Source organism: Polaribacter marinaquae, assembly GCF_038019025.1.
In the GTDB taxonomy this organism is placed as follows: Bacteria; Bacteroidota; Bacteroidia; order Flavobacteriales; family Flavobacteriaceae; genus Polaribacter; species Polaribacter marinaquae.
Window position 1 is genome coordinate 780,372 of sequence record NZ_CP150496.1, and the last position, 20,896, is coordinate 801,267.

The 20,896-nt window shown below is 29.0% G+C and carries 17 protein-coding genes; 12 read left to right on the forward strand and 5 right to left on the reverse strand.

Annotated elements, in window-relative coordinates:
• Positions 1-91 precede the first annotated feature (91 nt).
• Both WG950_RS03630 and uvrB read left to right on the forward strand, forming a co-directional pair.
• Positions 92-2,905, forward strand: a complete 2,814-nt coding sequence (locus WG950_RS03630) for a T9SS type B sorting domain-containing protein (RefSeq protein ID WP_340935227.1) — start codon at positions 92-94, stop codon at positions 2,903-2,905.
• A 30-nt stretch (positions 2,906-2,935) separates the two neighbouring features.
• A complete protein-coding gene (uvrB, locus tag WG950_RS03635) occupies positions 2,936-4,924 on the forward strand; it encodes an excinuclease ABC subunit UvrB (RefSeq protein WP_340934194.1) in 1,989 nt (662 codons plus the stop codon).
• 89 nt (positions 4,925-5,013) lie between these two features.
• Here uvrB and WG950_RS03640 read toward each other — a convergent pair whose 3' ends face one another.
• The 3 genes from WG950_RS03640 to sucC all read right to left on the reverse strand — a co-directional run bounded on the left by WG950_RS03640 (position 5,014) and on the right by sucC (position 7,863).
• Complete coding sequence (locus tag WG950_RS03640; RefSeq protein ID WP_340934195.1) at positions 5,014-5,961, reverse strand: hypothetical protein; 948 nt, start codon at positions 5,959-5,961, stop codon at positions 5,014-5,016.
• Between the two features lie 153 nt (positions 5,962-6,114).
• Positions 6,115-6,579, reverse strand: coding sequence for a hypothetical protein (locus WG950_RS03645; protein ID WP_340934196.1), 465 nt, complete (start codon positions 6,577-6,579; stop codon positions 6,115-6,117).
• Between the two features lie 87 nt (positions 6,580-6,666).
• A complete protein-coding gene (gene sucC / locus WG950_RS03650) occupies positions 6,667-7,863 on the reverse strand; it encodes an ADP-forming succinate--CoA ligase subunit beta (RefSeq protein WP_077808997.1) in 1,197 nt (398 codons plus the stop codon).
• 227 nt (positions 7,864-8,090) lie between these two features.
• On the opposite strand from sucC, the gene WG950_RS03655 reads away from it, so the two are divergent.
• The 9 genes from WG950_RS03655 (at position 8,091) to WG950_RS03695 (ending at position 17,358) form a co-directional block, all read left to right on the forward strand.
• Positions 8,091-10,580: a DUF5916 domain-containing protein gene (locus WG950_RS03655; RefSeq protein WP_079738584.1), complete on the forward strand. Its 2,490-nt coding sequence runs from the start codon at positions 8,091-8,093 to the stop codon at positions 10,578-10,580.
• Between the two features lie 98 nt (positions 10,581-10,678).
• A complete protein-coding gene (locus WG950_RS03660; RefSeq protein WP_340934197.1) occupies positions 10,679-11,338 on the forward strand; it encodes an ABC transporter ATP-binding protein in 660 nt (219 codons plus the stop codon).
• A 48-nt stretch (positions 11,339-11,386) separates the two neighbouring features.
• Positions 11,387-11,932, forward strand: coding sequence for a CPBP family intramembrane glutamic endopeptidase (locus WG950_RS03665; RefSeq protein WP_340934198.1), 546 nt, complete (start codon positions 11,387-11,389; stop codon positions 11,930-11,932).
• Between the two features lies 1 nt (position 11,933).
• Entirely contained in the window at positions 11,934-12,698 is a 765-nt protein-coding gene (locus WG950_RS03670) for a TIGR02757 family protein (protein ID WP_340934199.1), read from the forward strand.
• 78 nt (positions 12,699-12,776) lie between these two features.
• Positions 12,777-14,714, forward strand: coding sequence for a BatA domain-containing protein (locus tag WG950_RS03675; protein ID WP_340934200.1), 1,938 nt, complete (start codon positions 12,777-12,779; stop codon positions 14,712-14,714).
• Positions 14,711-15,970, forward strand: a complete 1,260-nt coding sequence (locus WG950_RS03680; RefSeq protein WP_340934201.1) for a dihydroorotase — start codon at positions 14,711-14,713, stop codon at positions 15,968-15,970. The genes WG950_RS03675 and WG950_RS03680 overlap by 4 nt, the downstream gene beginning before the upstream one ends.
• Positions 15,970-16,296 (forward strand): hypothetical protein, encoded by a 327-nt coding sequence (locus WG950_RS03685; protein ID WP_077808990.1) that lies wholly within the window; start codon positions 15,970-15,972, stop codon positions 16,294-16,296. The genes WG950_RS03680 and WG950_RS03685 overlap by 1 nt, the downstream gene beginning before the upstream one ends.
• Positions 16,297-16,308: 12 nt before the next feature.
• Positions 16,309-16,950, forward strand: coding sequence for a phospholipase (locus tag WG950_RS03690; protein ID WP_340934202.1), 642 nt, complete (start codon positions 16,309-16,311; stop codon positions 16,948-16,950).
• 24 nt (positions 16,951-16,974) lie between these two features.
• The gene (locus WG950_RS03695) at positions 16,975-17,358 is read left to right on the forward strand and encodes a VOC family protein (RefSeq protein WP_340934203.1); all 384 of its coding nucleotides are present in this window, start codon (positions 16,975-16,977) and stop codon (positions 17,356-17,358) included.
• Here the strand turns inward: WG950_RS03695 and WG950_RS03700 are convergent.
• Positions 17,355-18,014: a class I SAM-dependent methyltransferase gene (locus tag WG950_RS03700; protein WP_340934204.1), complete on the reverse strand. Its 660-nt coding sequence runs from the start codon at positions 18,012-18,014 to the stop codon at positions 17,355-17,357. The genes WG950_RS03695 and WG950_RS03700 overlap by 4 nt on opposite strands.
• Positions 18,015-18,126: 112 nt before the next feature.
• On the opposite strand from WG950_RS03700, the gene WG950_RS03705 reads away from it, so the two are divergent.
• Positions 18,127-19,365, forward strand: coding sequence for a DEAD/DEAH box helicase (locus WG950_RS03705; RefSeq protein WP_340934205.1), 1,239 nt, complete (start codon positions 18,127-18,129; stop codon positions 19,363-19,365).
• A 2-nt stretch (positions 19,366-19,367) separates the two neighbouring features.
• On the opposite strand, the gene WG950_RS03710 is transcribed toward WG950_RS03705, so the two are convergent.
• Complete coding sequence (locus tag WG950_RS03710; RefSeq protein WP_340934206.1) at positions 19,368-20,894, reverse strand: ATP-binding response regulator; 1,527 nt, start codon at positions 20,892-20,894, stop codon at positions 19,368-19,370.
• Positions 20,895-20,896: the final 2 nt, after the last annotated feature.

A 20,896-nucleotide genomic window follows, 5' to 3' on the forward strand; every position in this document is an offset into this window, starting at 1 on the left:
CAAATGAGGAATTTATTTACATTTTTTATATTAATCTTTGCTCTTAACTTTTACGCGCAAAAAGAAGCAAATTTTTGGTATTTTGGAGAAAATGCAGGTTTTAGATTTTAGTAGCGGAGAACCAAAAGCTCTCAACAATGGTAAATTAAGTACAGATGAAGGATGTTCATCAATTTCTAATTCAGACGGTGATTTATTATTTTATTCAGACGGAATAACTCTTTACAACTCGAAACATGAAATAATGACTTTTTCTGATGGCAGACTAGCTACTTCTTTAGAAGGAAATCCTTCTAGTACGCAATCTGCTTTATTTGTGCCAAACCCAACGAATAAAAACATTTATTATCTTTTTACAGTTGGTACTAATTTTGTTGGTAACACATCATATCCTGTTAATCCTGGTTTTAACTTTTACACCATAGACTTATCTTTAAACGGTGGTTTAGGTGAAGTTACATCTGGCCCCGTTAGTTTAGATACAAACCCATATACTGGTGAAGACTTATCTTATTCTTGGTCAGAAAAAGTTACTGCAGTTCAAGGAAGCTGCGGTTCTATCTGGGCTTTATCAGTAGTAGAAAATCATTTTTTTGCCTATGAAATTACCAGTTCAGGTGTCAATATTAATAATCCTGTAATTAGTCGCGTTTTTTACAACTTAACTGATAAAAGAGGTTACTTAAAAGTATCTCCAGATGGCTCTAAAATTGCAATGGCAGATTACAATGAAGGATTTGGTTCATTTGGAGGTGGTAGCTTAGTACTTTTAGATTTTGATATTAATACAGGGGTAGTAAGCAGAAATATAAAAAGACTAACAGAACCAAATACTGAAGGAGCTCCTTATGGAGTAGAATTCTCTAAACAATCTAATAAGTTATATGTATCTACATTTAATTCACAAAACAACATTTACCAATTTGATTTGACAAAAACAGATGTAGCTGATACTAAGGTGTTAATTAGCTCTCAAACGGGTTATAGAAGTGGTTTACAATTAGGTCCTAACGGAAAAATTTATAATTCAATACCGGGAACCCCTTTTCTTGGTGTTATCGAAAATCCAGATGCCGATGCTAGTGATGTTATTTATATTAATGATGCTGTCGACCTAGGCACAGGTAGAACTACCCAAGGCTTACCTCCTTTTATACAATCTTTTTTTAAACCTGTTGATATTGTAGATGTAAACGACCCTACTATTGTTTTAAGCAATAGTAAACAGAATGTTTGTGCTGATCAAAGTTTAAAATTAGAGCCAGAACTAGAAGAAGTTTCTTTAGGCACATACAAGTATCTTTGGACAAAAGAAGGAGATCCTTCAATTATAATAACCACTAGAGGCTTAGAAATTACAAATACTAATTTAGGCTCTGGAAAATATAATTTAGAAATTAAATCTACAGATAGTTGTGGTAATGACAAAACATACAATAGTTCTGTAGAAGTAGAATTTCAATCGATTCCTACAATAAACAACTCAATAATTTACACTCAATGTGATTATGACAATAATTCTTTAGACGGAAAAACATTTTTCAATTTAGAAACAAAAGAAATCGAATTATCAAATAACGCTACTGATGTATCTGTTGAGTTTTTTGAATTAGATGATACACCGATAATTAATAAAGTTGGCTACGTTAATAAAGAAGCTGCAATAACAAGCTCACATGTTTTAAAAGTAAAAGTTACTAATAATACAACTGGTTGTTCTGTATTTGGTCAAATAGAATTAAAAGTTACACCAACAACTTCTGGCTTTAATCAACTTAAAAACATTTACAAAGCAGAAATAAACGCATCTACAGATTTAACAAATTATAGTGAAGGGTCTAACGATGCCGCTTTTAATTTAGATGAGAAAATCGATAAGGTAATTTCTAATTCATCTGGTGTTTTTAATAGAAGTGAATATCAATTTAAATACTATTTAACTTCAGAAGATGCAGCAAAAGAAACTAACGAAATAACGGCACCTTACACTGCAAACAGATACGGAAATAACACAAAAATTTATTTAAGAATTTCTAAAGGAAATTCATGTGAAGGTATTGCAGAATTTAGCTTGTTTGTTAACAAGCTTCCAGAACCGTTAAATGTAATTAACCCTAATATTATATGTTTAAATTTCCCAGACAATTCTCCTGTTTTAGAAACTAAAAGTATTGTTTCAGAAACTGGTAACTCTATAGATAGTTACAAATGGTATTTAAACTCTGTAGAAATTCCTAATGAAACAAATTCGTCTTTAACCATTAATAAAGGTGGCGATTACAAAGTAATAATTAATAGGTTTTATGAAAACGAACCAGGAAATGAAGATAATATAGAAACTACTGGTTATAAAACATTTTCTGTTCTAGAATCTAGCATCGCAGAAAACATTTCAATAAAATACATTGATAATCAAGATGAAGGATTTAACAATAGTATTACTATAAATGTAGAGGGTTTAGGTGATTATGAATACGCCTTAAATAACAACTCTTTAACCGAATTTAAAAAAGGTGATACTAATTTATCGTATACTTTTACCAATGTACCAACCGGTCTTAATAAAATTTACATTAGAGATAGAAATGAATGCGGAATTGTAAATACAAATGAAATTTCATTTATTTATTTTCAGAGACATTTTACACCAAATGGAGATGGTGTTAATGATACTTGGAACATTTCTGGAATCGATAATAATTTTTATACTGATGTTGATTTACAAATATTTGATAGATTTGGTAAAGTTCTTAAAATTATAGACTTAAAAACAGAAAATGGTTGGAACGGAACTTACAATGGTAAGCTTTTACCCACAAATGATTATTGGTACAACGCCGTTCTAAAAGATGTAAACGGAAATATTAGAAAACAAACTGGTCACTTTTCGTTATTAAGAAAATAAATTCTCATTTAGTATCCGTATTTTTACAACATGGATTTTAAATTAGTTTCAAACTTTTCTCCTACCGGAGATCAACCACAAGCAATAAAAGAATTATCAGAAAGTGTTAATGCTGGCGAGAAATTTCAAACGCTATTAGGTGTAACAGGTTCTGGTAAAACATTTACAGTTGCAAATGTTGTAAAAGAGGTTAAAAAACCTACTTTGGTTTTGGCTCATAACAAAACTTTAGCAGCACAATTATACTCTGAGTTTAAACAATTTTTTCCTGACAATGCAGTAGAGTATTTTGTTTCTTACTATGATTATTATCAACCAGAAGCATATATTCCGGTAACCGGAACTTATATAGAAAAAGATTTATCTATAAATGAAGATATCGAACGGTTAAGATTAAGCACCACTTCTTCCCTACTTTCTGGCAGAAGAGATGTTTTGGTAGTAGCGTCAGTATCTTGCTTATATGGTATTGGTAATCCAACGGAATTTAAAAAGAATGTTATTCCTATTCAAGTAGGTCAACAAATTTCTAGAACAAAATTTTTACATCAATTAGTACAAAGTTTATATTCTAGAACAGAACACGAAATAAAAAGCGGAACATTTAAAGTTAAAGGAGACGTTGTAACTATATATCCGTCTTACGGTGATAATGGATATAGAATTCATTTTTTTGGTGATGAAATCGAAGAAATAGAACTTTTCGATTTAGAAAGCAATTCAGTCATTAACTCTTTTGAAGAATTAAGTATTTATCCTGCAAACTTATTTGTTACTTCTCCGGATGTTTTACAAAATGCAATTCATCAGATTCAAGAAGACATGATGAAACAGGTAGATTTTTTCAATGAAATTGGTAAACACTTAGAAGCTAAACGAATAAAAGAAAGAACAGAATTCGATTTAGAAATGATTCGAGAATTAGGATATTGTTCTGGAATTGAGAATTATTCGAGATATTTAGACGGACGAGAACCCGGTACAAGACCTTTCTGTCTTTTAGACTATTTTCCTAATGATTATTTAATGGTGATTGATGAAAGCCATGTTACCGTACCACAAACTCATGCAATGTATGGCGGAGATAGAAGTAGAAAAGAAAATTTAGTTGAATACGGGTTTAGATTACCTGCCGCGATGGACAATAGACCTTTAAAATTTGAAGAATTTGAAGCTATTCAAAATCAAACAATATTTGTATCTGCAACACCTGCAGATTACGAACTTCAAAAAACAGAAGGAGTTTTTGTTGAGCAAATTATTAGGCCAACCGGGTTATTGGATCCACCAATAGAAGTAAGACCAAGTTTAAATCAAATTGATGATTTAATCGAAGAAATTCAAATAAGAGTTGAAAAAGATGAACGTACTTTGGTTACTACTCTTACCAAAAGAATGGCTGAAGAATTAACAAAATACCTAACTAGAGTAAGTATTAGGTGTAGATATATTCATTCTGATGTTGATACTCTAGAACGTGTTGAAATAATGCAAGACCTGCGTAAAGGGTTATTTGATGTTCTTATTGGCGTAAACTTATTAAGAGAAGGACTAGATTTACCAGAAGTTTCTTTAGTTGCTATTTTAGATGCAGATAAAGAAGGATTTTTAAGAAATGTAAAATCGTTAACACAAACTGTTGGTAGAGCTGCAAGAAATGTAAATGGTTTAGCTATAATGTATGCTGATAAGGTTACTAAAAGTATGCAAAAAACTATTGATGAAACCAATAGAAGAAGAGAAAAACAAATAGCATACAATACCAAGAACAACATTACACCTACTCAAATAAATAAAAAAATAGACGATACTTTATCAAAATCTGCAGTATCAAGTTATCATTATGACAACGCAAAACAAGTTGCCGCAGAGCAAGATTTACAATATTTACCTAAAGAAGAAATAGAGAAAAGAATTCGAGATAAAAGAAAAGAAATGGAAGCTGCAGCTAAAAATTTAGATTTTATTGTTGCTGCAAAATTACGTGATGAAATTGCAGTTTTAAAGGAGAAAATTTAATTCATTAAAACTTTACTAATAAAATACTTTTCAACATCATAAAAATAACCCAAAGTTTTTTTTAAACCTTGGGTTATTTTAATTTTTAATTAGTTTTTTATTAAATCTAAATTTCTATTCCAACGAATATCTGCTGTTCCTCCTTTACACCTGTATCCACCAATTCGAATTCTTGTTTCTATTGGCTCTGCCTTTTTTTGAGTATAAGTTCCGCTAGTTCTGGTATTCTGTGTTGAAATTTCGTGTGTTTTAGTAACTCCATTTATCGTATATCTTACACGCTGTCTTTTTAATCCATTACTTGTATAAAATTCAGTTTTTATATCTACATTAAAATTTGTGTTACGTTTTACTGTAGTAATGTAAACCATCCTTCTACCATCTGCACCAGAACCGCCCCTCTTTTTAACTAGTTCTGCATAAATTTTAAAGTCTTTTACTTTTCCGTTTTGTAAAATTACACTTCCTTTTCCTGAATTATTTCTTTTTGGTTTTGCTATAAATAAGACAATAGCAGGATCTTGAGATTCATTACCGTAAGGATTAGTATGTTTACCTTTTACTTGTGCAAAATACGTTCCGTCACCATCTTTTACATCGTTATCACTTATATTATCTGTAACACTACCTGCGCTATTAATCCTAACCGTACCTTTAACTTGTAAGAATTTTCCATTAGAAAAGTTCTGTTTACTTGAACTGCGCTCCATTCTAACCTGCAAGGTACCAGGATTATCATTATCAGATGCTTTTAACTTGTAAACTCCAAAATTATTATATTGATAATAATCATAAGAACAACTTCTATCGTCAATTTGTGTATTAATATCATCATTATAATCAGTGCCAGAAATTGCATCGATAGGCATGTAGTTGTTGGTATCACAAGTACCTTTCGCTAAAACCTCTATATTTTTTTTTGTTGAAGAAACATTTTCTTCTAATAACAAGAAACTATTTTCTTGTTCGCAAGCAACTAAAGCTCCTAAAGTAGCACAAAAAGTTAGTGCTTTGATTTTTGTGTAATAATTTTTCATTCTAGGGTAAATTTTATATTATTTTATCTAAAAATAAAATTAAAATATACTACTCCTATCCTGTACTCTCTGATGTGATACTAAATTAACTATCAAAACAATTACAATGCTATATAAATTCGTATTTTTAAAAAAATTAATAAATCTTTAAAATTACTCAACACTTCTTCTTAACCTTAAAATACTATCAATTAATTTACCTGCTTTTCGTTTATAAATAGAATCGTCTTTTTGGGTGAATTTATTTTTAGCAACTCTATTAACTCTTGCATTATTTAAATACTTCAATTGTTTTTGGAGCTTAGAAACAATTTGCTCTACATTTAAAATTATTTCAGATTCTTCTCCTAACTTATTTAAACTTTTATTAAGCTTACTCAATTGTAAATTATATTTTTTCTCTTGAGAATTAGACCACTTTTTTAGTTCTTTTAGCTTATCTCTTTTTTTGCTTAAAGCATTAATTTTAGCTTTAATTTTTTTAATTAATACTGTATTATCCTGAAAAACTCTTGTAGAGTTAGAATGCCTCAAAAATAAATCATTGGCTTGTAATCGTGCTGTTTGTAAAAAAAACAGCAACATTACAATAGCAAAAAATCTTATTTTAAATGTCATAGTTTAAAAATACAATTTAAAATATGAAATAAAAAAAACGTCTCAATAAAATTGAGACGTTTTAACTAAATATATTTTTTTTAAGAATTAAGCTTCTAAAACTTCTTGAACCTTATCAGCTGCTTCTTGAAATTCTGTCGCAGAAATAATTTCCATACCAGAATTGTCAATTAATTCTTTTGCTTCTTTAGCATTTGTACCTTGTAATCTACAAATAATTGGCACAGTAATTTTATCTCCCATATTTTTGTAAGCATCAACAACACCTTGTGCTACTCTGTCACAACGTACAATACCACCAAAAATATTTACTAAAATTGCTTTTACGTTTTCATCTTTTAAGATGATACCAAATGCAGTTTCTACTCTTGCAGCATCTGCAGTACCACCAACATCTAAAAAGTTTGCAGGCTCACCTCCAGATTCTTTAATTAAATCCATAGTCCCCATTGCTAAACCAGCTCCGTTTACCATACAACCAACGTTTCCGTCTAAATCTACATAATTTAAACCAGCAGCTTTCGCTTCTACTTCTATTGGATTTTCTTCTCTTAAATCACGCATTGCTGCATAATCTTTATGTCTATATAATGCATTTTCATCTAAAGAAACTTTAGCATCTACTGCCATAATTTTAGAATCAGATGTTTTTAATACAGGATTGATTTCAAACATAGAAGAATCTGATTTGATGTAAGCAGTATATAAAGCTGTAACAAATTTTGTCATTTCTTTAAATGCAACACCAGATAATCCTAAATTAAAAGCAACTTTACGTGCTTGAAAAGGCATTAATCCTAATAATGGATCTACTTCTTCTGTAAAAATTAAGTGCGGAGTTTCTTCTGCAACAGTTTCTATATCCATTCCACCTTCTGTAGAATACATAATCATGTTTTTACCTGTTGCTCTGTTTAATAAAACAGACATATAATATTCATCCGGCTCTTCATCACCTGGATAATATACATCTTCTGCAACCAAAACTTGGTTAACTAATTTACCTTCTGCAGACGTTTGAGGCGTAATTAACATCATTCCTAAAATATCATCAGAAATACTTTTAACTTCGTCTAAGTTTTTTGCCAACTTAACACCACCACCTTTACCACGACCACCTGCGTGAACTTGTGCTTTAATTACGTGCCAACCTGTACCTGTGTCTTCAGTTAGTTTTTTTGCAGCTGCTACTGCTTCTGCTGGAGTGTTTGCAACAATTCCTCTTTGAATTCTAACTCCAAAACTATTTAATATTTCTTTACCTTGATATTCGTGTAAGTTCATTTTGTAAATGTTTTTAACAGAAACAAAAATACAAATTCATTGGTTATAACTGCAATCTTTTAAATAAAAAATATCTATATATTTCTTTAAGATTTTTTTAACACCTCTTATTTGTAACACTTCTAAAAAAGTAAAGTCTTTACTATAATTAACACAATTTTATGAACCGAGTCTCTAAAGGTTAGATACTTTCGCTTTGTATTTAAACGTAAATCAACCAAAATCAAATGTTTAAAAGAATTTTATTAGTTAAATTAGTACTGTTTTCTGTCTTAATTTCACAAGCTCAAAACAACAAAAACAGAAAGACAGTTACTACACAAAGAGTTACAAAAGCTCCAAAAATAGACGGATTATTAAATGATGAAGCTTGGCAAAATGCCGAAATATTATCAGATTTTGTAATTTTTAGACCAGACAATGGTAAATTAGTTTCTTCTGAATACCAAACATTTGTAAAAGTAGCTTATGATGATGATGCCGTTTATATTTCTGCAAAATTATTAGATCCAGATCCAGAAAATATTCCGCAAGAGTTTGCGGTTAGAGATAATTTTAGTCAAGCAGATTTTTTCTTAGTTACTATAAACCCAAATGACGACGGTCAAAACCCATTTGAATTCATAGTTCAAGTTACCGGTAATCAAGGAGATGCAAAAGTTTCTAACGGTAATGAAGATTTTAACTGGAGTGCCGTTTGGGAAAGCGCTACAAAAATAACAGACAAAGGCTGGAATGTAGAAATTAAACTACCATATAGGGCAATTAGATTTGCAAATAGACCTGTACAATCTTGGGGTTTTAATTTTCATAGAAGGCTAGAAAAATTAAACGAACAACATACTTGGACACATATTGATAATTCTGTTGGAAGATGGACACAATATGACGGTTTAATAGAAGGTTTTAAAAATATTACTCCCCCAACTAGATTAAATTTGTATCCATACGCTTCTGCAACTTCAATTAGTTTTGATGGAGAAACAGAGTATGATTACAGTGTTGGTATGGACCTAAAATATGGTTTAACAGACAATTTTACTTTAGATGCAACCTTAATTCCAGATTTTAGTCAGGTTGGTTTCGATAATGTTGAATTAAATTTAGGTCCATTCGAACAACAATTCACAGAACAAAGACAATTTTTTACAGAAGGAACAGAACTTTTTAATAAAGGAAATTTATTTTACTCTAGAAGAGTTGGTGGTAGACCAATAGATCAATTTAATGTAGCATCAAACTTAATAAAAGAAGAAAATTTTGATGCAAATGGAAGACGAATTAACGAAGAAATAATAGATTATCCTGGTAAAGTTACCATGTTAAATGCGATTAAAATTTCTGGACGAACTAAAAGCGGATTAGGAATTGGTTTTTTTAATGCGATTACAGAAACTACAGAAGCAACAATAAAAACAACCACAGAACAAATGTCTGGCGGAACCACAACAAATACTGTAACCACCAGAAAAGAAACTACAAATCCGTTTTCGAATTACAACATCATGGTTCTAGACCAACAATTTAACCAAAACTCTACGGTTACTTTAATTAACACAAATGTTACTAGAGATGGTCGGTTTAGAGATGCAAACGTTACCGCTTTAGATTGGCACATAGAAACCAAAGACAGCAAATACAATGCAGATGGATCTTTTAAAATGAGTAATATTTCTGATGATATAAACAACCCTAATACCGGTTATACTTTTGATAATAGCTTTGGATACAATTCCGGGCATTGGAACTGGGAAATTGGTTATAATTTTGAAAACAAAGATTTTAATCCAAATGATTTAGGTATTTTATTTTCTAATGACCAGCAAGCCATTTATGGTAGCGCAGGTTGGAGAACTTTACAACCAACCAAAAAATTTAACAATTATAGTTTTAACTTTTATAATCAGGTTAATTTTCAGCATTTTTCTGGCGCTTACACTGGTTACGAAGCTGGCTTTAACGCAAGTGCACAAACTAAAAAACGTTTTACGTTTGGTGGTAATCTAAACTACGGTTCTAAAAATCGAGATTATTTTGAGCCAAGACAAGGTACAACAAGCGGTATTTTCTTTCAAAGACCAGAAAGAATGAATGTAAATGGTTGGATTTCTACAAATTCTCAGAAAAAATTAGAACTTAATGCCAACGGATATTTTACAAATTTCACAAATCATCCGCAGCAATCTTACGGCGTAAGTATTAGTCCGCGTTACCGTTTTACAAATCAATTTTCGCTTCAATATCGATTAAATTATAATAAAACTAAAAATGACCAAGGTTATGTAGACGAAGTAAATAACAACATTGTATTTGGGCAAAGAGATCGAAAAAGCTACACAAATACTATTTCTGGTAAATATAGTTTTAGCACAAATTCTTCTTTATCTTTAAGTTTTAGACATTATTGGAGTGATGTTGCATACAATAGTTTTTACAATTTAAATAGCGATGGAAGTTTGGCTGAAAACAACAATTATACTACAAACGATTTAAATTTTAACAGCTGGAATTTAGATTTAAACTACTTCTGGCAATTTGCACCAGGAAGTCAACTAATAGTATTTTACAGAAATTCTATCTTTGATTCGAATAATAATTCTGGCTTAAAATTCTTCAAAAACTTAGATAATTTATTCGATCAACCACAACAACACACATTATCTGTAAGGTTTGTATATTTTATCGACTATAATCGTATAAAAAATATTTTTAGCTAATTAGTTACAATATTATTTAAGATTTGAATTTGAAATCAGAAACACCCATAAGTGTTTCTGATTTCTTTTTTATACATTCGTTTTAAATTTGAAGAAATATGATAATTGGAAAAAATATTCATAAGTACTATGATGATGTTGAAGTTTTAAAAGGAGTCGATTTACATGTAAAAAAAGGAGAAATTGTTGCAATTGTTGGTCCTTCTGGTGCTGGTAAAACCACTTTACTACAAATTTTAGGTACTTTAGACAAACCTTTAAAAGAGCAAGATTTCGAATTATCAATAAATAATATTTCCTTAAAAAACTTATCAGATAAAGACCTATCTTCATTTAGAAACAATCATATTGGTTTTATTTTTCAATTTCACCAACTTTTACCAGAATTTACAGCCTTAGAAAACATATGTATTCCTGCATTTATAGCAAATAAACCTAAAAAAGAAACCGAAACTAAAGCTCTAGAAATATTATCTTTTTTAGGCTTAGACCATAGAATTAACCATAAACCTAGCGAACTTTCTGGCGGAGAACAACAAAGAGTAGCCGTAGCAAGAGCTTTAATTAACAATCCATCAGTAATTTTGGCTGATGAACCAAGTGGAAATCTCGACAGTGAATCTGCAAAAAATTTGCACGAATTATTCTTTAAATTAAGAGATGAATACGGCCAGACTTTTGTTTTGATAACGCATAACGAAGATTTAGCAGAAATGGCAGACAGAAAATTAACAATGAAAGACGGTAAAATCATTTAATTTTGTAACATATAACTTTATCGAAACACTAATGTAGTAAACAATAATATGAAAGAAACTTTTTTAAACTTAATCGACTACATTAAAAACCCTGTTTTAGAGAAAGATTTAAATACCGATACAAAATATCGATTTAAGATATTTTTACATTTATTAGTTATTAGTATTGCTACAGGTTTAATAATATCGCCAATTTTTGTAATTTTAGATGAAATAGGATTTGTAAACATGGACAATCATAAGATTGATGAAATGTTTAAAAACTTAAGCTTATTTCAAATTTTATTAACTGGCGGAATTATAGCACCTGTAATAGAAGAATTAATATTTAGAGCACCCATAACATCTTTTAAAAAACCTGCTTCTTTTAAAATAGGTTTTTATGTTTTTGCCGTTTTATTCGGTTTGGTACATTTAACTAATTTTGATATTACACCCAATGTATTAATTGCGGCTCCTTTACTAGTTTTACCACAAATTATATTGGGAGCATATTTTGGATTTATCCGAGTTAAATTTGGCTTAATTTGGTCTATGTTATTACACGGTTGCTATAACAGTATTCTAATGATTATAGGATTTGGATTCGAATAACATGAATAAAAAAGAGTTAAAAGAATTTTTAGACGAAAAGGTTGTTCTATACAACAATCCTAATTTTATTGAGACAGACCCAATACAAATACCTCACTTATTTAGCAAAAAAGAAGATATTGAAATTGCAGGTTTTTTAACCGCAATTATTTCTTGGGGAAATAGAACCATGATTATTCGAAATGCGAATAAAATGATGGAAATGTTAGATAATGCGCCACACGACTTTATTTTAAATCACACAAGTAAAGATTTAAAAGTATTAGAAAATTTTGTTCACAGAACATTTAATCATATCGATTTAACACAATTTGTAAAATCTTTACAAAACATTTATATTAATCACGGTGGTTTAGAAAACATTTTAAATATTGATGACAATTCGAATACATATCAAAATTCTATTCATCAATTTAAAAAAGTTTTTTTTGAAATCGAACATCATAATAGAACCTTAAAACATATTTCTGATCCCTTAAAAAATTCTGCAGCAAAACGTATTAATATGTTTTTAAGATGGATGGTTAGAAACGATAAAACAGGTGTAGATTTCGGACTTTGGGCAACTCATAATCCTGCTAATTTATCTTGCCCTTTAGATGTACATTCTGGCAATGTTGCAAGAAAGTTAAAGCTACTTTTAAGAAAACAAAACGATTGGAAAGCGGTTGCAGAATTAGATAAAAATTTAAGAAAGTTAGATAAATTAGATCCTGTAAAATATGATTTTGCGTTGTTTGGTTTAGGCGTTTTCGAAAAGTTTTAATGAGTAATTAACAAGAGTTTTTTAATCGTAATTTTTGTAATAAATTTATATTTTTAAAAATGAATATTTACTGTATAGATGCAATTTAAAAATCCAGAAATTTTATATTTTTTAGCACTACTAATTATACCAATAATTGTACATCTTTTTCAGTTACAAAAATTCGTTAAAACACCATTTTCCAACGTTGCTTTTCTTCAAAAAATTCAGCAACAAACACGTAAGAGTTCTCGCATAAAAAAATGGCTAATATTAGCCACAAGAATGCTTTTATTTACCGCGATAGTTTTTGCTTTTTCACAACCATATTTTAGCAACAAAAATATTGATAAAAAACAGCATAATTTTATTTACTTAGACAATTCTTTAAGTACAAATACTAAAGGAGAGAAAGGAGATTTATTAAAAGTTGCAGCACAAGAAATTATTAAAAACTCTAGCTTAAAAAGCTCTTACAGTTTATTAACAAATTCTAATTTTTACGAAAACATTAGCAATAACGAGTTAAAAAATGTACTTTTAAAAGTAGAAAAAACCACAAAAAATTTAGATTTAGAGAGTATTTTATTAAAATTAAACCTAAACAATAAAAATAAAACAAACACTTTAAATAAAAACATATTAATTTCTGATTTTCAGAATACTTACATAAATAAGTTCACAAATGTAACACAAGAATTATCGCTAATTCAGCTACAATCTAGCAAAAAAAACAATATTTCTATAGACAGTGTTTTTATCAGCAATAAAAATAACAACAACTTTACAGTAAATGTTGTTATTAATAACATTGGCACCAAACAAAACAATGTACCAATTGCACTTTTTAACAAAGACATTTTAGTTAGTAAGCAAACCTTCCCTATTAAAGAAAACTCAAAGAAAACGATTACTTTCACAGTAAAAAAATCTTTAGATTTTTCCGGAAAAACAACCCTTACTTATAGCGATACTTTTGGTTTTGACAACACTTATTATTTCACATTAAACAATAACGAAAAAATCAATATTCTTTCGATAGGAAACAGCGCTAATTTTTTACAAAAAATTTACACTGAAAATGAATTTAATTTCTCAGAAAAATCATTACAAAATGTAAATTATAACGCGTTAAAAAATCAGCAATTAATTATTTTAAACGAGTTAAAAGAAATACCAGAAATTCTTAAAAACAGTTTAGAAGATTTTCTAAAAAACGGAGGGAATTTAGTAATTATTCCAAATCAAAAAACAAACATTTCTTCTTATAATTTATTTCTTGAAAATTTAAAAATTGGCTCGATTAAAAACATCAAAAAAGACACCCTTAAAATAACTTCAATTAATTTTAAACATCCAATATTTGAAAATGTTTTTTCAAAAAATATTTCAAATTTTCAATATCCTTCAGTAAACAACCACTACCCTATTACTGGAAATATTTCTTCGATAATTTCATTCGAAAATAACACACCGTTTATTTCTAAATTTATAAATAAAAACATCTATTTTGTATCAAGTTCACTCGATAAAAACAGCAGTAACTTTATAAATTCACCGTTAGTTGTTCCTGTATTTTACAACATTGCAAAAGCAAGCTTTACGTATCCAAAATTAGCTTACAATTTAAATGAAGAAAACAAAATTGAAGTAAAAGTAAAAGCAAGTAAAGATGAGATTCTATCAATTACAAGCAAAAAATCCTCTTTTATTCCTTTACAACGAGCTTATCAAAATAAAGTTGTCATCAACACAACAGAGGAACCACAAGAAGCTGGTTTTTATCAAATAAAAAAACAAGATTCTATACTTAAAGAACTTGCTTTTAACAATCCTAAAGAAGAAAGCTCTTTACAATTTTTAAATCTTAATGATTTAAAAGAACAAAAAAACATCATTACTTATAACTCTATAAAAGATGTTTTTACAGAAATTAATAAAAATAACGAAGTTCAGTGGCTTTGGAAATGGTTTTTAGCCTTGGCAATTGTATCTTTGTTATTAGAAATTTTTATTCTAAAATTCTATAAACCATGATTACGCTTATAAAATCGGCAACAATTATAGACGCTTCGAGTTCTTTTCATAACCAAAAAAAAGATGTTTTAATCGAAAACGGAGTTATCAAAAAAATAGAAGACACTATTGACCCTAAAGAAGATTACACCCTAGTAAATAAAGATAATTTGCATATTTCTTGCGGATGGTTTGATACAAGTGTTTCTTTTGGAGAACCGGGATTCGAAGAAAGAGAAACCATAGAAAACGGCTTAAAAGTTGCTGCGAAAAGCGGCTTTACTGCAGTTGCGGTAAACGCCAACTCAAATCCGGTTATAGATACCAAATCTTCAGTAGAGTTTTTAATAAATAAAGCAAACGGTTCTGCGACCAATTTATATCCTATTGCAGCTTTAACCGCAAAGAGTAAAGGAATTGAAATGGCTGAATTATTCGATATGCAACAATCTGGTGCTATTGCCTTTGGTGATTATAAAAAACCAATTGCTAATGATAACTTAATGAAAGTATCGTTATTATATGCTCAAAATTTTGGTGGTTTAATATTAAGTTTTCCTAAAAATTTAGCTATCGCTGGAGAAGGTATTGCAAATGAAGGCATAAACAGTACTAAGTTAGGATTGAAAGGAATACCAGCATTAGCAGAAGAATTACAAATTGCTAGAGATTTATTTTTATTAGAATATACTGGCGGTAAACTTCATATCCCTACAATTTCAACAGAGAAATCTTTACAATTAATAAAAGAAGCTAAAAAGAAAGGTTTACATGTTACATGTAGTGTTTCTGCACATCATTTAATACTTTCTGATGACGAATTACATGGTTTTGATAGTAATTTTAAAACAAATCCACCGTTAAGAACCAATCAAGATTGTAAAGCTTTGCAAAAAGGTGTAAAATCTGGAGTTATTGATATTATTACCTCAGATCACAACCCAATTGATATTGAACATAAAAAAGTAGAATTTAGCGAAGCAAAAGATGGTACAATTGGTTTAGAAAGTTTATTTGGCGCTTTAAATTCTGTTTTAAACTTAACAGATTTTATTGAAAACATCACTTCAAAACCAAGAGAAATTTTCGGAATTAAACCAACTTCTATTGCCGTAGGAGAAACAGCCGATATCTCATTTTTTAATCCGGAAGAGAAAAACGTATTTACTAAAGACGCAATTTTATCAACATCAAAAAACAGTGCTTTTTTAAATAAAAATCTAACAGGAAAAGTTTACGGAATCTTTTCTAACAACCAACTAATTTTAAATAAATAATGGAAAATCATACTGTAAAAGAAGGAAAAACAATGGCAATTATTAGCCATTTATGGATTATAGGATTGTTAATTGCCTTCTTTGTAAACAATAACAACAAAAATTTTTTTACAAGTTTTTACATTAGACAAAGTTTAGGTTTAAACTTAATTCAAGCTTTTAATGGATGGGTTGTTTATGAATTTATTGGAGCTACTGCTGGCGCAATACTTGGCTTTATCCTTTTTGTTTTTTGGATAATTTCTTTAATTGGCGCTATTAAAGGAGAAGAAAAACTTGTTCCTTTTATAGGCGAGAAGTTTCAAGAATGGTTTCAAAATATTTAAAAAATTTACCAAATGAGTAATTTACATTACGTTGTTAGAGAACCAAAAACTAACATAGAAAACCCTTCTCTTTTAATTTTACTTCATGGTTATGGCAGTAACGAGCAAGATTTATTTTCTTTTGCCAATGAATTACCAGATAATTTATTAATTGTAAGCGCACAAGCACCTTTGTCTATGGGATTTGGTGGTTACGCTTGGTATTCTATTAATTTTGATGATAAAAATGGTAAATTTTCTGATTTAAAAGAAGCCAAAGAATCTATTGATAAGATTGCCGTTTTTATCGATGAGATTAAATTAAAATACAATACTAATACAGATAAAACATTTCTATTAGGTTTTAGCCAAGGTGCTATATTAAGCTACTCTTTAAGTTTCTTTTTCCCTAATAAAGTTCAACATGTTATTGCTTTAAGCGGGTATATAAATACTGAATTATTACCTGAAAATATTTCATCTGAAATTAAAACGGATTATTATTGCTCGCACGGTTCTGTTGACCAAGTTTTACCCGTAGAATGGGCTAGAAAATCGAAACCTTTTTTAGATAATTTAGGTTTTAAAAATGATTATTCAGAATACAATATTGGTCATGGCGTTGCGCCTCAAAACTTTTTTAGTTTTAAAAAGTGGATTGAAGAACGCTTATAATCTTATTTTTAAAACAAAAATTTTATGCATAATTTCACCTTTAATCACATTGCTATTTCTATAAAAGATGTTACAAAATCTATAGATTTTTATCAAAAAGTATTAGGTTTAAAAGAAATTGAAAACACTGCTTCAAACTCTAAAACAAGATGGCTTTCTCTAAATGAAGACAGGCAATTACATTTAATTCCTAGACCAAATTTAGAAGTAAAAACTAATAAAGCAGTTCATTTTGCTTTGTCTACAGCACAATTTGATGCATTTATTTCACATTTAAACGATTTAAATATTGAATATTCTGATTGGAAAGATACACCTACAAAAGATTATTTAAGAAAAGATGGCATTAAACAAATTTATTTTCAAGATCCTGATGGTTATTGGATCGAAATAAATAATGATGTTTAAAAAAGTTGATATAACGTTGTAACTAAAACTCCTTTATTATCTGTAAGAGTAACAGACACTAATTCTTTTTCTGATTGCACCTTCAAATTAAAAGGTGGTGCTAATAAATTAATTCCGCTCTTTTTTTTCAATCGAATTCCTTGACCAGAAATAATATCTTTATTGGGTTCAAAATCACCTAAGGGTAAATGCTCAGTTAAAATTAAATATTTATAACTATTTAATTTTTGAACAATATCTTCTACTTCTTTATTAGACAAATGCTGTAATACTTGCCTAATAATTGCACAATCTGCATTAGGTAAATCATCTTTAGCAATATCCAAAGTAAAAAAACTTAAGTTTTTTAAACTAAATTTTTCTTTATTATAATTGATTAAATCCTCTACTATATCTACAGCAATATAGTTTGAAGTAAATTCTACAAAATGTTTACCAATATTAAAATCTCCACAACCTAAATCGCACACAGAAATAGGCGATTTAAATGATTTAAGAAAAAAACGAACATTTTGAACGTATGGTTTTACAATATATTCTAGATGAGAACCTTCACCAGAATAAAACAAGCCATCTCCTTTTCCCCAAAGATATTTATCATAAACTTGAGTCATAGCTGCTTTTGTAGGCCAAGGTTTTTTATTTTTTCTGTTCATTCTAAATTAATACAAGAATTAGAAATGCATATTTAAAATATTTAAATATAGTATTAAAGTAAAATCATAAAAATATATTTTCTTTTAAACTACCTTTGCACAAAAATATTACATGCAATTTTCTAAGTTTTCATTAAATAATTCAATTTTAAAAGCTGTTTCAGAAGAAAGGTTTCACACTGCAACCTTGGTTCAAGAAAAAGCAATTCCGTTAATTTTAGATAAAAAAAATGTAATCGTTTCTGCAAATACAGGTACGGGTAAAACAGCTGCTTTTGCTCTACCGATTTTAGAACTTATAACAAAAGACACAGAGAATTTAGAAACTAAAAAAAAGAAAATTAAATCTGTTATTCTAACTCCAACAAGAGAATTAGCGATTCAAATTTTAGAAAATTTTGAAAGTTTTGGTAAATACACAAATAGTACTGTAACGGCTGTATATGGTGGCGTTTCTTTAGAACCTCAAAAAGAAAAACTAGCTTCTGGTGTAGATATATTAATTGCAACTCCTGGTAGATTAATAGACTTGCAAATGCAAGGAAATATAGATTTAAGTAATGTAGAAATTTTTGTTTTAGACGAAGCAGATTTAATGTTAGACATGGGTTTTATAAACGATATTAAAAAAATCGAAAGCCTTAGCCCTAGAAAAAAACAAACACTATTATTTTCTGCAACTATGCCAGTAAAAATAGTTGAATTAGCTAATGCTACCTTAAAAAATGCAGTTAAAGTAGAAATACATCCAGAAGAAACAACTGCAAAAAACATTGGACAATTATTATATTATCTTCCAAAGAAAAACAAAACAGATCTCTGTTTAAACTTGTTGAGAAACACAATTAATGGAAGAATTATTATTTTTAGGCGTACAAAATTTGGAGTTGATAAATTAGAAAACTCACTTTTAAAAAACGAATATAAGGTTGCTAGTATTCATGGAGATAAAACGCAGGCAACAAGAAATAAAGCTATTGAAGATTTTAAAAATAAAAAAGCACACATTTTAATTGCCACAGATGTTGCTTCTAGAGGTATTGATATTACAAATGTTGACTGTATTATTAATTTTGATATGCCAAATGTACCAGAAACTTATGTACATCGAATAGGTAGAACAGGTAGAGCGGGTAAATCCGGAATAGCATTTTCATTTTGTTCGCCTGACGAAAATGGGTATATAAAATTAATAGAAAACCTAATCGAAAGACCTATTAAAGTTGTTACTGATCATCCGTATGTAATCAACAAACCAAAACACACAAAAAAACAACCTAATACCATAAGTAAAAATAAAAAAGGTAGAAAATCTGAAGCTTCTAAAAAGAAGAAAAAACGCTGGTATTAAATTTAATTTAAAGCTTTATAAACTTGCTCTTTAAGCTGTTTTGCAGTATAAGGCTTACCAATTACATCTTTAAAACCAATACTTTTATATCGTAAAACATCTTCTTCTGTAGTGTTTGCTGTTAATGCTAAAAAAGGAATTTTAGAGTTATCACTTGCAAATTCATTAGACATTTGAACTAACTGTTCGCCTGTAATATTTGGCATGTGTATATCTAAAAGAACGATATCAAAAATGTTATTTTTTAACAATTGTAAAGCTTCAAAACCATCTTTTACTAAAGTTAAAACTACATTTTCAGATTTTAAAATATGAGAAACAATTGATTGATTTAACACATCATCATCTGCTACTAATATTCTTTTGCCTACTAAATTTATGTCGGTAAATTTCTCTGGATTCTGATTCTGAGATTGCTGATTTTGCTTCGGTTTTGAAAAAGGAATTTTTACTTTAAACAAAGTACCAGAATTCAGTTTACTTTTCACAGAGATTTCTCCGTTCATTGCCAAAAGCAACTTCTTAACAATAGACAAACCAAGACCAGCGCCACCGTACACTCGATTATCATCTTTATTATTTTGCTGATATTCATTAAAAATTTTAGAAGCTTGTTCAGCAGTCATTCCTCTACCAGAATCTTCAATTAAAAAGTTTAAAAGAACCTGATTTTCTTCTTCTGAATCTATATTTAACTTTAAAGATATAACTCCTTTTTCAGTAAATTTTAAAGCGTTTGATAATAAATTAGATAAGATTTGATTTACTCGAACATCGTCACCAATTAAAACTTTAGGTATATTTTCATCAACCTCTAAAGCTAAAGTAATTTTGTTGTTTTTATTCTGGAATCTATAATTATCAATGGCATTTTTAGCAACTTCATGAACATTTAATTCGGAATTTACCAAATCTAATTTTCCGGCTTCTATTCTAGATAAATCTAAAATATCGTTTACAATTACTTTAAGGTTTTTACCAGATAAAGATAAAAGATTGGCATATTCTTTAACATTATCATTTATACTTTCATTAGAAATCATTTCAGAATATCCTAAAATAACATTTAAAGGATTTCTGATTTCATGACTCATCATTGCTAAAAATCGAGACTTTTCTTCGTTTGCTTTATCTGCAATTTTTCTTAATCGATCTAACTCAATATTTTTTTCTGCCAGTTCTCTTTTCACAAAGAAAATATCGTTTCGATTTTGATTTAATTGATCGACGTATTTATAAACATTTGTTCTGTTATGAATTAAAACTGTTACAACCTTGCTTGTATTAAACAACTCTAAATCAACATTAAATTCTTGATTATCTGCGTTAACAACCATGCCCTCTAACAGAAACGAAGTATTTTCTTCTAAAGCTTCTAATGTTCCTTCTAAAAAAGGACAGACATCAAAAATACTTTGATTTAAACGAAATTCTGAGATAGCAAATTTACCAGCATCGATATTTAAAATCACACCAGAAATATTGGTGGTAATTTGTATAAAAACATCTTCTATTTTTGCTGGTATCAAGT

What these genes read in the sequence shown, in the direction of transcription:
- WG950_RS03665 (WP_340934198.1), top strand. Translation starts at nt 11,387, where the DNA reads ATGAAAGAAACTTTTTTAAACTTAATCGACTACATTAAAAACCCTGTT.
- WG950_RS03695 (WP_340934203.1), top strand. Translation starts at nt 16,975, where the DNA reads ATGCATAATTTCACCTTTAATCACATTGCTATTTCTATAAAAGATGTT.
- WG950_RS03690 (WP_340934202.1), top strand. Translation starts at nt 16,309, where the DNA reads ATGAGTAATTTACATTACGTTGTTAGAGAACCAAAAACTAACATAGAA.
- WG950_RS03670 (WP_340934199.1), top strand. Translation starts at nt 11,934, where the DNA reads ATGAATAAAAAAGAGTTAAAAGAATTTTTAGACGAAAAGGTTGTTCTA.
- sucC (WP_077808997.1), bottom strand. Translation starts at nt 7,863, where the DNA reads ATGAACTTACACGAATATCAAGGTAAAGAAATATTAAATAGTTTTGGA.
- WG950_RS03655 (WP_079738584.1), top strand. Translation starts at nt 8,091, where the DNA reads ATGTTTAAAAGAATTTTATTAGTTAAATTAGTACTGTTTTCTGTCTTA.
- WG950_RS03645 (WP_340934196.1), bottom strand. Translation starts at nt 6,579, where the DNA reads ATGACATTTAAAATAAGATTTTTTGCTATTGTAATGTTGCTGTTTTTT.
- WG950_RS03705 (WP_340934205.1), top strand. Translation starts at nt 18,127, where the DNA reads ATGCAATTTTCTAAGTTTTCATTAAATAATTCAATTTTAAAAGCTGTT.
- WG950_RS03640 (WP_340934195.1), bottom strand. Translation starts at nt 5,961, where the DNA reads ATGAAAAATTATTACACAAAAATCAAAGCACTAACTTTTTGTGCTACT.
- WG950_RS03685 (WP_077808990.1), top strand. Translation starts at nt 15,970, where the DNA reads ATGGAAAATCATACTGTAAAAGAAGGAAAAACAATGGCAATTATTAGC.
- WG950_RS03675 (WP_340934200.1), top strand. Translation starts at nt 12,777, where the DNA reads ATGCAATTTAAAAATCCAGAAATTTTATATTTTTTAGCACTACTAATT.
- WG950_RS03660 (WP_340934197.1), top strand. Translation starts at nt 10,679, where the DNA reads ATGATAATTGGAAAAAATATTCATAAGTACTATGATGATGTTGAAGTT.
- uvrB (WP_340934194.1), top strand. Translation starts at nt 2,936, where the DNA reads ATGGATTTTAAATTAGTTTCAAACTTTTCTCCTACCGGAGATCAACCA.
- WG950_RS03700 (WP_340934204.1), bottom strand. Translation starts at nt 18,014, where the DNA reads ATGAACAGAAAAAATAAAAAACCTTGGCCTACAAAAGCAGCTATGACT.
- WG950_RS03630 (WP_340935227.1), top strand. Translation starts at nt 92, where the DNA reads ATGCAGGTTTTAGATTTTAGTAGCGGAGAACCAAAAGCTCTCAACAAT.
- WG950_RS03680 (WP_340934201.1), top strand. Translation starts at nt 14,711, where the DNA reads ATGATTACGCTTATAAAATCGGCAACAATTATAGACGCTTCGAGTTCT.